Source organism: Janthinobacterium aestuarii, from assembly GCF_051380835.1.
Lineage (GTDB): Bacteria > Pseudomonadota > Gammaproteobacteria > Burkholderiales > Burkholderiaceae_D > Janthinobacterium > Janthinobacterium aestuarii.
The window spans coordinates 332,124-345,654 of the sequence record NZ_JBNYXU010000007.1 but is presented as its reverse complement, the minus strand read 5'-3'; the positions used below and the strand labels follow the sequence as shown (position 1 = coordinate 345,654).

At 61.7% G+C, this 13,531-nt stretch carries 13 protein-coding genes and 1 pseudogene; 8 read left to right on the top strand and 6 right to left on the bottom strand.

Annotation, left to right across the window (positions count from 1 at the left end; genetic code table 11):
- Positions 1-214: 214 nt before the first annotated feature.
- Positions 215-865 (bottom strand): class I SAM-dependent methyltransferase, encoded by a 651-nt coding sequence (locus tag ACQ4WO_RS20130; RefSeq protein ID WP_436482953.1) that lies wholly within the window; start codon positions 863-865, stop codon positions 215-217.
- A 61-nt stretch (positions 866-926) separates the two neighbouring features.
- Positions 927-1,868, bottom strand: coding sequence for a CysB family HTH-type transcriptional regulator (locus ACQ4WO_RS20125; protein ID WP_034751505.1), 942 nt, complete (start codon positions 1,866-1,868; stop codon positions 927-929).
- A gap of 160 nt (positions 1,869-2,028) precedes the next feature.
- On the opposite strand from ACQ4WO_RS20125, the gene ACQ4WO_RS20120 reads away from it, so the two are divergent.
- The 8 genes and pseudogenes from ACQ4WO_RS20120 (at position 2,029) to ACQ4WO_RS20085 (ending at position 9,807) form a co-directional block, all read left to right on the top strand.
- Complete coding sequence (locus ACQ4WO_RS20120; protein WP_058049636.1) at positions 2,029-2,802, top strand: sulfite exporter TauE/SafE family protein; 774 nt, start codon at positions 2,029-2,031, stop codon at positions 2,800-2,802.
- Between the two features lie 81 nt (positions 2,803-2,883).
- Positions 2,884-4,572, top strand: a complete 1,689-nt coding sequence (locus ACQ4WO_RS20115; RefSeq protein ID WP_436482952.1) for a nitrite/sulfite reductase — start codon at positions 2,884-2,886, stop codon at positions 4,570-4,572.
- A complete protein-coding gene (locus ACQ4WO_RS20110; RefSeq protein WP_436482951.1) occupies positions 4,565-5,125 on the top strand; it encodes a DUF934 domain-containing protein in 561 nt (186 codons plus the stop codon). Before ACQ4WO_RS20115 ends, ACQ4WO_RS20110 begins: the two co-directional genes overlap by 8 nt.
- 9 nt (positions 5,126-5,134) lie before the next feature.
- On the top strand, positions 5,135-5,851 hold the full coding sequence (locus tag ACQ4WO_RS20105; protein WP_436482950.1) for a phosphoadenylyl-sulfate reductase: 717 nt from the start codon (positions 5,135-5,137) through the stop codon (positions 5,849-5,851).
- A 33-nt stretch (positions 5,852-5,884) separates the two neighbouring features.
- Positions 5,885-6,802 (top strand): annotated as a pseudogene (gene cysD / locus ACQ4WO_RS20100) (sulfate adenylyltransferase subunit CysD); the annotation flags it as partial.
- Complete coding sequence (locus ACQ4WO_RS20095; protein ID WP_436482949.1) at positions 6,802-8,118, top strand: sulfate adenylyltransferase subunit CysN; 1,317 nt, start codon at positions 6,802-6,804, stop codon at positions 8,116-8,118. The pseudogene cysD and the gene ACQ4WO_RS20095, both read left to right, overlap by 1 nt.
- Before the next feature lie 28 nt (positions 8,119-8,146).
- Positions 8,147-8,911: a uroporphyrinogen-III C-methyltransferase gene (gene cobA / locus ACQ4WO_RS20090; protein WP_436482947.1), complete on the top strand. Its 765-nt coding sequence runs from the start codon at positions 8,147-8,149 to the stop codon at positions 8,909-8,911.
- 245 nt (positions 8,912-9,156) lie between these two features.
- Entirely contained in the window at positions 9,157-9,807 is a 651-nt protein-coding gene (locus ACQ4WO_RS20085) for a hypothetical protein (protein WP_436482946.1), read from the top strand.
- Here ACQ4WO_RS20085 and ACQ4WO_RS20080 read toward each other — a convergent pair.
- The 4 genes from ACQ4WO_RS20080 to lptF are packed head-to-tail and all read right to left on the bottom strand — an operon-like array spanning position 9,804 to position 13,499.
- Complete coding sequence (locus tag ACQ4WO_RS20080) at positions 9,804-10,784, bottom strand: stealth family protein (protein WP_436482945.1); 981 nt, start codon at positions 10,782-10,784, stop codon at positions 9,804-9,806. The genes ACQ4WO_RS20085 and ACQ4WO_RS20080 overlap by 4 nt on opposite strands.
- The gene (locus tag ACQ4WO_RS20075) at positions 10,781-11,188 is read right to left on the bottom strand and encodes a sirohydrochlorin chelatase (RefSeq protein WP_436482944.1); all 408 of its coding nucleotides are present in this window, start codon (positions 11,186-11,188) and stop codon (positions 10,781-10,783) included. Before ACQ4WO_RS20075 ends, ACQ4WO_RS20080 begins: the two co-directional genes overlap by 4 nt.
- Positions 11,188-12,357, bottom strand: coding sequence for an LPS export ABC transporter permease LptG (lptG, locus tag ACQ4WO_RS20070; protein WP_152251680.1), 1,170 nt, complete (start codon positions 12,355-12,357; stop codon positions 11,188-11,190). Before lptG ends, ACQ4WO_RS20075 begins: the two co-directional genes overlap by 1 nt.
- Complete coding sequence (gene lptF, locus ACQ4WO_RS20065; RefSeq protein ID WP_128140144.1) at positions 12,354-13,499, bottom strand: LPS export ABC transporter permease LptF; 1,146 nt, start codon at positions 13,497-13,499, stop codon at positions 12,354-12,356. The genes lptG and lptF overlap by 4 nt, the downstream gene beginning before the upstream one ends.
- Positions 13,500-13,531: the final 32 nt, after the last annotated feature.

Here is a 13,531-nt window from a genome sequence, read left to right as displayed (position 1 = left end):
GGCGGATACGGCATCCAGTTACCCGGTCTTGATATGCCTACCAAGATTTTGACAGCGGTCGATACCGTTCGCAATATCACGAACGGCATGAAGGGAATAATACAAGGTCGGATTAGCGGGGCAAGGCCACGCGTAATCCGACTAGCGCCTTCGACAACGCCTGTCGGATTACGCCCTACGGGCTAATCCGACCTACCGCATAGACAGATCAGCCTTACTTCAGGCGGCAGCTCAACAGCCAGTAGTATTCCAGGCGTTTCATGCGGATTTCGCGGGCCGAGTGGGCAAACTTCTTGCGCAGGTGGCTATCTGACGGGAAATTTTTCAGCACTTCATAGCGCTCGCCCCCATCCGTCGTGCGGAACTGGTGGGTATTGCCTTCCAGATCGGTGCGCGCGATCACGGTGCTGCTGCCATCGACATAGGAATTGTCGATCAGTACCAGCAGGATGTCCTTGCCCAGTTTCGTGCGCAATTGCTTCAGGTACTTGTCCTGGTCTTCGCGCTTGACGTGCGACCACCAGAAACCGGCGAACACGGCCGTGAACTTGCCCAGCAAGTCATCGGGCAAATTGAAGGCGTCGAGCTTGGCGAAACTGACGTTGTCGGGCAAGCCGCGCGATTGGGCCAGCGCCAGCATTTCATCGTTGATATCGGTGGCCAGCACGGACTCGGCCGACTCGGCGACCACTTCCGTCCAGTAGCCGGTGCCGCAAGCCAGTTCCAGCACGGTGTGGCCTTCCAGCACGTCGGCGACCTTGTCGCGCAACACTTCCAGGTCTTCCTGGCGTTCGGGCTTGTCATAGACGCGCTCGTACTGCTGCGCGATGGTGGCGTAATATTTGGCAAGCTGATCGGTAATCATTGTTTCTTCTCTTCTTAAATAATCTTGGCCAGGCACCTCGCCCGGCCGGCCTCATGCATTGTTATAGTTCGTAGTGCTCTTTATCACCGCTCATCGCCTGCTCGATGAGCTTGCGGTTCAGGGTCGGCGTCAGCAACTCGATAAAGGTATAGATATAGCTGCGCAAATACGCGCCCTGCTTGACGGCCACGCGCGACACATTCATGCCGAACAGATGGCCGACAGGAATGGCGCGCAAGCCTTTGTCGCGCTCGGCATCGAAGGCCATACCCGCTATGATACCAATCCCCATGCCCAACTCGACATAAGTCTTGATCACGTCCGCATCGATGGCTTCCAGCAAGATGTCCGGTTTCAAGCCGCGCAGCACGAAAGCGTGGTCGATCTTGTTGCGTCCGGCGAACGCGCTGTCATAGGTAATCAGGGGGAAAGCGGCGATTTCTTCCAGGGTCACGGACTTCGATTTGAGCAGCGGATGATCGACGGGCACCACCACTACGTGCTCCCATTGATAGCATGGCAAGGTTATCAAGCCATCGATGGCCGCGATCGATTCCGTGGCGATGGCCAGGTCGGCCTGGTCGCGCTGCACCATCTCGGCGATCTGGCGAGGATTGCCTTGCAGCAAAGACAATCTTACCTTTGGGAACTTCAGCATGAAGGCTTGCACGACCTTGGGCAAGGTGTAGCGCGCCTGCGTGTGCGTGGTGGCGATGGTAAAGCTGCCGCTGTCCTGCGCCGCGAATTCCTTGCCGATGCGCTTCATGCTGTCGATTTCCTGCATGATCAGCTCGACCGACTCCAGCACCAGGCGGCCCGGCTCCGTCAAGCCGCGGATGCGCTTGCCATGGCGCGTGAAAATATCCACGCCCAGCTCTTCCTCCAGCTCGATGATGGCTTTCGATACACCCGGTTGCGACGTAAACAAGGCCTTGGCGGCGTCCGTCAGGTTGTAATTCTGCCGGACCGCTTCGCGCACGAAGCGCAGTTGATGGAGATTCATTGCTGGTTTGCCTTAGATTGCCGTGATTTGCCGAGTTTCCGCCCCACCCATGATTTTGCGTTCATGCATATACGCATATCGCATATAAGCAAATGCGTACTTAGTAGTTTGGAATAAACACTAAGTTTATTACTATTGCGGGTACTTTGGGGGTGCAAGCATGACTTTGTCTTATATAGTCTCAGGATTTGCCGTAGGATTACTCGTAGGAATGACCGGCGTGGGCGGCGGCTCGCTGATGACGCCGCTGTTAACCCTGCTGTTTGGCGTACCGCCTTCCGTGGCCGTCGGTACCGACCTGGCGTTCGCCTCGATCACCAAGAGCGCGGGAACGCTGACGCACCGCCTGCGCGGCACCATCCGCTGGGATATCGTCAAGCGCCTGTGTATCGGCGCCCTGCCCGCCGCCGTCCTTGCGACCCTGGCGCTCAAATCGTTCGGCACCTTGTCGCCGGAAATCGGCCAGATCATCCGCTACTCGATCGCCGGCTCCGTGCTGCTGACCGTCGTGGCACTGATTTTCAAGGGCCGCATGTTGGCCTGGATCAATGCGCACCCCGAGAAACAATTGCAAGGCAACAAGCTTGCCGCCGCGACCATTATTGCCGGCGCCGTGCTGGGCGTGCTGGTAACGGTCTCGTCGATCGGCGCCGGCGCCATCGGCGCGACCCTGCTGGTGATGCTGTATCCACGCATGAGCTCGGCCGAAGTGGCGGGTACCGATATCGCCTATGCCGTGCCCCTGACGGCCATCGCCGCCCTGGGCCACTGGTGGCTCGGTTCCATCCACTGGGAATTGCTGGCCTCCTTGCTGGTCGGCTCCCTGCCCGGCATCACGCTCGGTTCCTGGGTCGCCCGCTCCGTGCCGGAAAAGTTTTTACGAGTGCTGCTGGCGATGACCTTGACCGGCGTGGCAGTGAAGCTAATCTATTAATTACCGAACAAGTGACAAGAGCAGTATCAAGAACATAATCCCAGGCAATCTTCCAGCACCCCGGCTTTTTTAGGAATTGATATGTACCATTACGATCAGTACGACCACCTCATCATCAAAGAACGCATCGCCCAGTACCGAGACCAGGTTGCGCGCCGTATCGCCAATGAACTGACGGAAGAGGAATTCATTCCGCTGCGCCTGCAAAACGGCCTGTACATGCAACGCCACGCCTACATGCTGCGCATCGCCGTCCCGTACGGCTTGCTGTCGTCGAAGCAGATGCGCATGTTCGCGCACATCGCGCGCAAGTACGACCGCGGCTACGGCCACTTCACGACGCGCCAGAACATCCAGTTCAACTGGATCGAGCTGGAGCAGACTCCCGATATCCTGACGGACCTCGCTTCCGTGGAAATGCACGCGATCCAGACGTCCGGCAACTGTATCCGCAATACAACATCGGACCCGTTCGCCGGCGTCGCAGCCGATGAAATCATCGATCCGCGCCCGTACGCGGAAGTATTGCGCCAGTGGAGCACCTTCCACCCCGAGTTCATCGCCTTGCCGCGTAAATTCAAGGTCGCCATCAATGGCGCCGAGGAAGACCGCGCCGCCATCGCCGTGCACGATATCGGCTTGACGGCCGTGCGCAACGAAGCTGGCGAAGTGGGCTTCAAGGTCATGGCCGGCGGCGGCATGGGCCGCACGCCGATCCTGGGCAGCGTCGTGCGCGACTTCCTGCCGTGGCAGCATTTGCTGACCTACATCCAGGCCATCATGCGCGTGTACAATTTGCACGGCCGCCGCGACAACAAATACAAGGCGCGCATCAAGATTTTGCTGAAAGCCATCGGCGTGGAGGAGTTCACGCGCCAGGTGGAAGCCGAATGGGTCGACTTGAAAGACGGTCCGGAAACCCTGACGGCCGAAGAAATGCAGCGCGTGGCGGACTTCTTCAATCCGCCTGCCTACCTGACCTTGCCGGAACTCGACTACCAGGCCGAGCACGCGGACAACAAGGCCTATGTGAACTGGCTGGCGCGCAACGTCAAGCCGCACCAGCGCCCCGGCTATGTGGCCGTCGTGCTGTCCCTGAAGAAAACGGGCGTGCCGCCCGGCGACGCGACGGCCGAGCAGATCGACTTCGTGGCCGACCTGGCCGACCGCTACAGCTTCGGCGAACTGCGCGTGACGCATGAGCAAAACCTGGTGCTGGCCGACGTCGAGCAATCGAAACTGTTTGCACTGTGGCAGGAAGCCAAGGCCCATGGCCTGGCCACGCCGAACATCGGCTTGCTGACGGACATGATCTGCTGCCCCGGTGGCGATTTCTGCTCGCTGGCGAACGCCAAGTCGCTGCCGATCGCTGCCGCCATCGCGGAACGTTTCGACAGCATCGACTTCCAGCACGACATCGGCGAGATCGAACTGAATATTTCCGGCTGCATCAATGCCTGCGGCCACCATCACGTGGGCAGCATCGGCATCCTCGGCGTCGACAAGGATGGCAGCGAATGGTATCAAGTGTCGATAGGCGGCGCGCAAGGCAACAACGCGGCCATCGGCAAGATCATCGGACCATCGTTCTCTTCCCTGCAGATGCCTGAAGTCATCGGCCGCCTGCTGCACGTCTACGTGCGCGACCGCCACGAAGGCGAGCGCTTCGTCGACACGGCCCAGCGCCTGGGCCTGGCGCCGTTCAAGGAACACGTATATGCAACGCCGATCACGGTCGGCAACCTGGTGGGAGAAGACGAATATGTTTGAAGTACGCGAAGAAATCATCAAGAACGCCGCCGTGGTGCCGAATACCTGGGGCTTGCTGCGCCTCGATGAAAACGACGCGCCGGAAACGGTCGTCGTGCCAGCCGGCAAGGTCATCGTGCCGCTGCTCGTATGGCAAGCCCAGCGCGAAACTCTGGCCGCCCGCCTGCCCGACATCGGCGTATGGCTGGCCAGCGACGAGCGCCCGGAAGAACTGGCGGCCGACGTGGCGCAACTGCCCGTCATCGGCGTGGACTTCCCGAAATTCACGGATGGCCGCGGCTATTCCATCGCATTCAACCTGCGCGCCCGTCTCGGTTTCCAGGGCGAATTGCGCGCGATTGGCGACGTGCTGCGCGACCAGCTGTTTTCCATGCACCGGGTCGGCTTTGACGCGTATGCGACACGCCCCGACCGCAGCATCCATGACGCCCTGAAAGGTTTATCGGTCTTTTCGGAAACCTACCAGGCGTCGTGGGATCAAAAATCGCCGCTGTTCCGCCGCCACCAGCGCGAAGGCCAGAATCCTGACCTCGACAACGCGGCCGGCATCTGAGGACCAATCATGAGCGATTTGATTTCTTTGATTGACGCCACCGAGCAAACGCTGACACGTATCGCTGCGGATTTTTCGCCGGCCGTGTTCGCGTCCAGCCTGGCAGCCGAAGACATGGTGCTGACCGACATGATACTCAAGGCGAAGCTGCCCATCGGCATCTTTTCCCTGGAAACAGGCCGCTTGCACCAGGAAACCCTGGCCGTGCTCGACAAGGTGAAAACCCGCTACGACCACGACATCACCTTGTACCGCCCGCAGCCGGAAGCCGTGGCCGTTTACGTGGAACAGAACGGTCTGAACGCGTTCTACAACAGCGTCGAGATGCGCCGCGAATGCTGCCGCATCCGCAAGGTCGAGCCGCTGGGCCGCGCCCTGGCCGGCAACAAGGCCTGGGTCACGGGACAGCGCCGCGCGCAGTCCACCACGCGCGCCGAATTGCACGTGCAGGAAGACGACGCGGCGCACGCGATGACGAAATTCAATCCGCTGGCGGACTGGTCGGAAGAAGACGTGTGGGCCTACATCCGCGCCAACGACGTGCCGTACAACGCGCTGCACGACCAGGGTTACCCGTCGATCGGCTGCGAACCGTGCACGCGCGCCGTGCAGCCCGGTGAAGATGTGCGCGCCGGACGCTGGTGGTGGGAAAACCCCGACTCCAAGGAATGCGGCCTGCACATGGTGGACGGCAAACTGATACGCATCAAATCCGTGGCAGCCTGAACAGACACAACAGACTCAGCAGAACAAGAAAGCACCCATATGAGCAATATTTTGAACCAGCGTCACCTCGACAGCCTTGAATCGGAAGCCATCCACATCATGCGCGAAGTGGCGGCCGAATCGGCCAACCCTGCGCTGCTGTTTTCCGGCGGCAAGGATTCCGTCGTCCTGCTGCGCCTGGCCGAGAAAGCCTTCCGCCCAGGCAAGTTTCCATTCCCCCTCGTGCATATCGACACGGGCCACAACTTCCCGGAAGTCATCACTTTCCGTGACAAGAAAGTGGCGGAATTGGGCGAACGCCTGATCGTCGGCTCCGTGGAAGACTCGATCAAGCGCGGCACCGTGCGTCTGCGCAACCCGGCCACGGATTCACGTAACGCGGCCCAGGCCGTGACCTTGCTGGAAACCATCGCCGAACACGGTTTTGACGCCTGCATCGGCGGCGCCCGCCGCGACGAAGAAAAGGCCCGCGCCAAGGAACGCATCTTTTCGTTCCGCGACGAATTCGGCGCCTGGGACCCGAAAGCCCAGCGTCCGGAACTGTGGGACCTGTATAACACCCGCGTCCATCCCGGTGAAAACATGCGCGTCTTCCCGATCTCCAACTGGACCGAGCTGGACGTGTGGCAATACATCGCCCGCGAGCAACTCGAATTGCCGCCAATTTACTTCGCGCACGAGCGCCAGGTGATCCCGCGCAACGGCTTGCTGGTGCCGCTGACGGATCTGACGCCGCCGCGCGAAGGCGAAACGGTCGAAACGCAAGTCGTGCGCTTCCGCACGGTGGGCGATATCTCGTGCACCTGCCCCGTATCGTCCGATGCGGCGACGGTCGATGCCATCATCGCCGAGACGGCAATCACGCAAATCACGGAGCGGGGCGCCACCCGCATGGATGACCAGACTTCCGAAGCCTCGATGGAAAAACGCAAGAAAGCAGGGTATTTCTAATGAACGCAGCAATCCAGAACACCAACCTCACCGACAGCCTGGAGCGCGGCATGCTGCGCTTCATCACGGCCGGTTCCGTCGATGACGGCAAGAGCACGCTGATCGGCCGTTTGCTGTTCGACAGCAAGGGCATCTTCGCCGACCAGCTCGACGCCATGTCGCGCTCCAAGCACAAGCGCACGGTGGGCGACACGGTCGACCTGTCCTTGCTGACGGACGGCCTGGAAGCGGAACGCGAGCAAGGCATCACCATCGACGTGGCATACCGCTACTTTGCCACGCCCAAACGCAAGTTCATCATCGCCGACACGCCGGGCCACGAGCAATACACGCGCAACATGGTCACGGGCGCTTCCACCGCCGACGCCGTCATCATCCTGATCGACGTGTCGAAAGTGAAGCTGGGCGACGACGGCAGCGTGGAATTGCTGATCCAGACCAAACGCCACTCGACGATTGCCCATTTGCTGCAGATCGAGCACGTGGTCGTGGCCGTCAACAAGATGGACCTCGTCGACTACGATGAAACGGTGTACAACCGCATCGTGGCCGCCTACCGCGAATTTGCCCAGTCGCTGGGCTTGAAGGACATCACACCGATCCCGCTGTCGGCACTCACCGGCGACAACGTCGTCGAGCGCGGTAACAAGCTGGGCTGGTACACGGGCCCGACTTTGATCGAGCTGCTCGAATCGCTGTCCGTCTACGACGAATCGCACGACACGCCCTTCCGCTTCCCGGTGCAGCTCGTGGCGCGCCACAACGGCCACGAAGCAAACGACTTCCGCGGCTACATGGGCCGCATCGAGGCGGGCAAGGTCAGCATCGGCGACACCCTCGTGGTCCAGCCATCGGGCCAGACGGCAACCGTGAAAGATATCGTCACCCTGGACGGTTCGCTGCCAACGGCCGTGGTGGGCCAGTCCGTGACCCTGCTGCTCAATGAGTACCTCGATATCTCGCGCGGCGACTTGCTGGCGAGCAGCGAGCGCCCTGCCACCCTGCTGAAACAAGTGGTGGCCGACGTGTGCTGGCTGTCGGAAGACGCGCTGGACTTGCGCCGCAAGTACTGGATTAAGCACGGCACCAAGCAGACGGCGGCCAAGGTGACGGCGATCGAATCGATCCTCGACATCAATACGCAGCAGCGCCATCCGGCCGAAGGCTTGAAACTGAACGACATCGCCCGCATCAGCCTGAACGTGCAGCAGGCGCTGGCTGCCGACGCGTATGCCGATATCCGCGCCACCGGCGCCTTCATCCTGATCGATGAAGTCACCCACCAGACCGTCGCGGCCGGCATGGTTCGACTCTAATCCCGTATCGTCCAGGAAAGGCAGCCACATGAACAGCTCCCCATCTCTCCCCGGCAAGGTCTATCTGATCGGCGCCGGTCCCGGCGCGCAAGACCTGATGACCTTGCGCGGCGCGCGCCTGCTGGCGCAAGCGGACGTCGTGCTGCACGACGCACTGGTGACCGAGGAGATGCTGGAGCTGTGCCCGCAGGCGCAAAAGATTCTGGTCGGCAAGCGCTGCGGCCAGTTATCGACGGCGCAAGCGTTCATCAACAAGCAACTGGTCGACAACGCGCGCAAGCACGCCGTCGTCGTGCGCCTGAAAGGGGGCGACCCCATGCTGTTCGGCCGCGCCGACGAGGAATTGCGCGCGCTGGAAGAAGCGGGCATCGCCGTCGAAGTGGTGCCCGGCATTACCACGGCCCTGGCGGCCGCGGCCGCTACACAGCAGCCGCTGACCAAACGGGGCGTGTCGCGCAGCGTCGCCTTCTTTACTTCCAGCACGGCGCCGGGCGAGCCGGACCAGACGCGCATCCCCGACTGCGATACTTTGGTGCAATACATGGGCGGCCGCGAAGCGATCGCCACGGCCCAGCGCCTGCTGGCCCAGGGCCGCCGTGCCGACACCCCGGTGGTAGTGATTGAAAACTGCAGCCGCCCGGACCAGCGCATCGTGCGCCTGACGCTGAGCGCGCTGGCGCATGGCCTCGACGCCAACCACGGCCCCGTGCTGGTGATGCTGGGCGACGCCATGGCCGCGCGCACGCACCAGGCCATCGAAGAAACGGCCGCAGTTCTCGCGCGCCATGCTTGAATAAACACAGCGTATTTTACCGACTTTAAAGTCAGTAACCGACGTCTTCCGTGGAAACATGATACGATGCTCACGCATCTTTTCTCGAGAAGTTGTTGCGTGATAGCAATAAATTCACGCTTCGCCCCGCCATAGCGCTTGCCATGCGGCCTCCCGGCTGACGGGAACCGTGGCAATCTCCCCGAAAAAAGCTGCGCCCGCAGGCTGCAATACCGCGCCGCGCAACTTTAGCCTTACGACCACACATGAATTTCACCTCCATGCGCGAAGCCATGACTTCGCTCAGCCGCAGCAATGTCGGCGTCGCCAGCGCTGTGCTGTTAAGCATGCTCGCCTCCATCGCCCTGTGGACAGTGTTTCCGAATATCGACGACGAAAACCATTTGCTGGAATGGCTGCAGGCGCTGTTCCTGGCTCTCGCTTGCACCGTGCACGGCGTGCGCGCCTGGCAAGAGACAGACCGCCAGTCCCTGCGCTTCCTCATGCATGCGGGCCTGTGCGCGCTGCTGTTCGGCTTCCTGCTGCGCGAACTCGATATCGACCAGTTCGGCACGGCGCCCGCGTGGGCGCAGCTGGAAAAAGCCCTGCGCGTGGTGGAGTTACTGATCCTGATACGCTTGCTGATCTTCTTCGCGCCGCGCGCGCGCAAGGTGTTTGCCCATGCGGGCCTGATTTTCAGCATGCGCATCACCATCCTGACGGCCATCGGCGGCTTGCTGATGGCCGCCGGCTGGCCCTTCGACAAGAAGGTCTTCCATGGCATGCCCGACGCCTACGCGCTGCTGGGCGAGGAAGTCTTCGAACTGGGCGCCTATCTGCTGCTGTTCCTTGCTTCGCTGTCCGACAGCACGGCCGCCGCCCGCATCAGCCTGGCGCCGAAGAAGAAATCGGCTTAACCGCCTTCAAATGAAGATGGCAGCGGCAGCAGCCGCTGCAAGGTAGCGGCCACGCGCAGCAGGCGCGGGTCGTCGTCCTCCGCCTCGTCGCAGGTGTCGTTGATACAGAAAAACGGCAAGCTGCCGAAACGCGCCGCCAGCTCCTCAAGCTGCCGCGGCGCTGCCACATCTCCGCTGGCGATATGCAACGGGTCGAGCATGCGCGAGCGCGCGAATCCCTGATGCACCATCCAGCGCGGCACCAGGTCGGGCAGCAATGCCGGCACCTGCCACGAGCGGAACACCGTTGCGCGCACGCCGGCAAACATGGCCGGCGCCAGCCCTTCCAGTGCATGCAGCGCGCTTTTCAGCATGGGCCGCGGCGCATGCGCATACAGGCGCGGTTCATGCAGGTATTCCGCATACTGCGCCGACAGCCATTGCCGCGACAGCGTAGCGCAGTTGACTGGCGCCGCCACGTCGGCGCGCAAGTCCTGCAGATCATCGTGCAGGTCATCCTGCAGCTCGCTCTCCGTGAAAACACTCAAACGCCCCTCCCCTTCCTCCCCGAACCAGAACGCGGGCTCGAACGGCGCGCCGAAAAATACGTCGTCGTTCAGGTAAAGGAAGCGTTCGGACAGGCCCGGAATATGGTGCAGATACGATTCGATATGGCCGGAGTCGAACACGGGCAAGGATGCATCAGGCATCAGGCTCGCATGGTCGATCACCGTCAGGCGCGGTGAGGCGCGCAGCCAGGCCGGCACTTGCCGATCCGTCAGCAGGTAGACATGGCCGTGGCCGGGGAAGAAGCGCTCGAGCGCGCGCAGGTTGTAGCGCAGTTCGCCGTTGTCGCGGTAGCGCCCCGCCACGTTGCCGTGCAGGGCCAGCTGGCCCGGATGCGCCTGCGCCCAAACGGCATAGGCGCGCTGCCGGCGCGCGCGCCAGGCGGGATCGGCGCCGTCTACCCACAGGTAGACGATGTCGATGCCGCTCAAGGGAGAATGCTGGAACCTGGCGCCGCCACGCAGTAATCAGCGATGGCGGCCAGCACGCTGGCGTTCTCGCCCACCGCCTCGGCCACCTTCAGGCGCAGTGCCGGATGCTGCTGGCGCAATTCTTCCAGCAGCAGCGGCAAGTCGCGCAGCACATGCCCGCCCTGCCCCAGGAACACGGGCACCACGGTGACGTCCAGGATGGCGCCGGCAGGCAGCTCGGCCAGCAGAGCCGCCACCAGTTCGGGCAGGCGTGGCGTCATCAGTTCCAGGAAGGCCAGGTGCACGCTGCTGCTCGGCATGCGCGCCTGGGTCAGGTCGCGCAGGCGCTCGAAGGGCGCGGCCCACGATGCGGCGCGCGCGCCATGGGCAAACAAGATCAGTGCCTGTTTCACGTTCGTCTCCATCAGTGCCGCTCCACCCACCACAGGGCACCCAGCGCCAGCAGCAGGTACAGGGCACTCGGCGCCACCGCCGTCAGGAAGGCCGGCCAGGTGCTGAGCAGCCCAAGATGCGAGAACAGGGTGTTGACCAGCATGAAGCTCACGCCGATCATGATGCCGATGAAGATCTTCAGGCTGATGCCGCCGCTGCGCGTATGCATGTAAGCGAACGGCAGCGCCAGCGCCATCAGCACGAAAATGGCCAGCGGATCGATCAGCTTTTTCCAGAAGGCGATGCGGAAACGCTCGGTTTCCTGCTTGTTCTCGGCCAGGTGGCGCGTGTACACGGCCAGTTCGCTGGCCGACATGCGCTCGGGATCGGACGCCGACACCGTCAGTATCTTCGGCGTCACTTCCGACATCATGTCCTTGCTGGCGCTTTGCACCGTGCGCACCAGGCTCGTTTCCTGCCCGTAGTAGTTCGCCAGCTTCGGCTCAAAGCCGGGGGACGTGGCCGCGCTGTTCGAGAACGAGGTTTCCGTCACATCGGTCAGGCGCCAGATATTATTGCCCTGGTACGTCGCCCCCTTGGCCACGGTCAGGGTACGCAAGCGCATATCGGTGTCGAATTCATACAGCTTGACGTTTTTCAGCTGGCCGTCCGGACGCGCTTCGCCCACATTGAAAAAGCGCGAGCCGGTGACGGTGCCCGTCAAGCCATCGCTCTTGACCATGTCCTTGGTCCACAGGCCCGAGCGAAACTCGCTCGACACGGCCGCGCCGCGCGAGGTCAGCTTGAGGCGTTCGGCCAGCGGTTCCGTGCGTGGCGTGATCAACTCGCCGAAGATAAAGGTAATGACGACGAAGACGATACCGATGCGGAACAGGAAACCGGCCGCCATCGCCGTCGACATGCTCGATGCGCGCATGATGGTGAATTCGGAACTGGCGGCAAACTGCGCCATCGTGTAGATGGTGCCGATCAGCGCCGCAATCGGCATCACCTCGTACACGTGCCCCGGTACCAGCACCAGCACATACAGGAAGGCATACTGGATGGTATAGCCATTGCGGCCCACCTTGGGCAGCTCGCCCGTCAGGTCGATGAAGGCTTGCAGTGCCAAAAAGGCCAGCAGCACGAACAGCACCGCCTGGAATATCGAGACCGCAAAATAGCGCTGTAAAATCTTCATTTCGGTACCGCTTTACTTGTATTGCCGGCGCGGCGCGCGCGCTTGAAAGCCGCCAGCAGGACCAGCGGATGATAGCGGTGGTTCACATTCAGACGCCACGCAAACAGCAGCACCACGGCCAGCGCCGCCAGCAGGTGCAGCGGCCACCAGGCCAGGCCGAAGGTCAGGCGGCCCTGCTTCACGCTCGCTTCGATGACCTTGATCAGGTTGCTGTACGTAAAGAAAATCAGCAGCGCGATAATCAGATTGGCCGAACTGCCGGCGCGCGGATTGACAAAGCCCAGCGGAATGGCCAGCAGGATCAGCATCAGGCCGATCAGGGGCGCGCTGACCCGCCACAGCAATTCGGCCATGGTGAACTGGTTGTTCGCCTCGACCAGCGCCATGGTGCTCATGGCGCGCACGCCCAGATCCGCGCCCATCTCCTGCTGCTTGCTCTCGATGCGCATGATGTACTGTTCGAATTCCATGGTCTGGAAGTCCGCCTGCGTCGGCACGCCCTGGTAGCGGCGGCCGCTCTTGAGCACGAGGAAGCGTTCGCCCTTGGCGTCGGTATTGATCACGCCTTCCTTGGCGACGACGACGACCGCGCTGCCTTTTTCATCGACGGTATTGACGAAGACGTTCTGCACCACGTTCTTCTCGCCGCTGACGCCCTCGACGAAGAAGATGCGGTTGCTGCCGGCCGATTCGCGGAACTGGCCCGGCGTGACTTTCTGCAGGTCTTCGCGCTTTTCAAAGCGCGCCACATATTCATCGCTTTTCTTTTGCGCCCACGGCGTGGCGTACAGGCTCAGGACGCCCGTGGCCAGCACCAGCGGCAAGCCGAAACTGAGCACGGGCCAGATCCAGCGCGACAGGCTCAGGCCGGAGGCGAACCACACGACCATCTCCGACTCCTTGTAGCTGCGCGTGACGACCATCAGCACCGAAATGAATCCGGTGAGGATGATGATGGTGGGCAGCTGCATCAGGGCGGAAAAAACCATCAGCGACATGACGTCGGACGACGCGATCTTGCCGCCCGCCGCCTTGCCGAGAATACCAATCAGCATCCAGGTGAGCAGGATGCTGAACAAAACTGTGAAGGTGGCCCCGGCGGCACTAGCCAATTCACGTCGAAGGGCGCGTTGAAAGATCATTCGGAGTTTATAATTCGGATCAGTTAGTTGAG

What these genes read in the sequence shown, in the direction of transcription:
- ACQ4WO_RS20130 (WP_436482953.1), bottom strand. Translation starts at nt 865, where the DNA reads ATGATTACCGATCAGCTTGCCAAATATTACGCCACCATCGCGCAGCAG.
- ACQ4WO_RS20125 (WP_034751505.1), bottom strand. Translation starts at nt 1,868, where the DNA reads ATGAATCTCCATCAACTGCGCTTCGTGCGCGAAGCGGTCCGGCAGAAT.
- ACQ4WO_RS20120 (WP_058049636.1), top strand. Translation starts at nt 2,029, where the DNA reads ATGACTTTGTCTTATATAGTCTCAGGATTTGCCGTAGGATTACTCGTA.
- ACQ4WO_RS20115 (WP_436482952.1), top strand. Translation starts at nt 2,884, where the DNA reads ATGTACCATTACGATCAGTACGACCACCTCATCATCAAAGAACGCATC.
- ACQ4WO_RS20110 (WP_436482951.1), top strand. Translation starts at nt 4,565, where the DNA reads ATGTTTGAAGTACGCGAAGAAATCATCAAGAACGCCGCCGTGGTGCCG.
- ACQ4WO_RS20105 (WP_436482950.1), top strand. Translation starts at nt 5,135, where the DNA reads ATGAGCGATTTGATTTCTTTGATTGACGCCACCGAGCAAACGCTGACA.
- ACQ4WO_RS20095 (WP_436482949.1), top strand. Translation starts at nt 6,802, where the DNA reads ATGAACGCAGCAATCCAGAACACCAACCTCACCGACAGCCTGGAGCGC.
- cobA (WP_436482947.1), top strand. Translation starts at nt 8,147, where the DNA reads ATGAACAGCTCCCCATCTCTCCCCGGCAAGGTCTATCTGATCGGCGCC.
- ACQ4WO_RS20085 (WP_436482946.1), top strand. Translation starts at nt 9,157, where the DNA reads ATGAATTTCACCTCCATGCGCGAAGCCATGACTTCGCTCAGCCGCAGC.
- ACQ4WO_RS20075 (WP_436482944.1), bottom strand. Translation starts at nt 11,188, where the DNA reads ATGGAGACGAACGTGAAACAGGCACTGATCTTGTTTGCCCATGGCGCG.
- lptG (WP_152251680.1), bottom strand. Translation starts at nt 12,357, where the DNA reads ATGAAGATTTTACAGCGCTATTTTGCGGTCTCGATATTCCAGGCGGTG.
- lptF (WP_128140144.1), bottom strand. Translation starts at nt 13,499, where the DNA reads ATGATCTTTCAACGCGCCCTTCGACGTGAATTGGCTAGTGCCGCCGGG.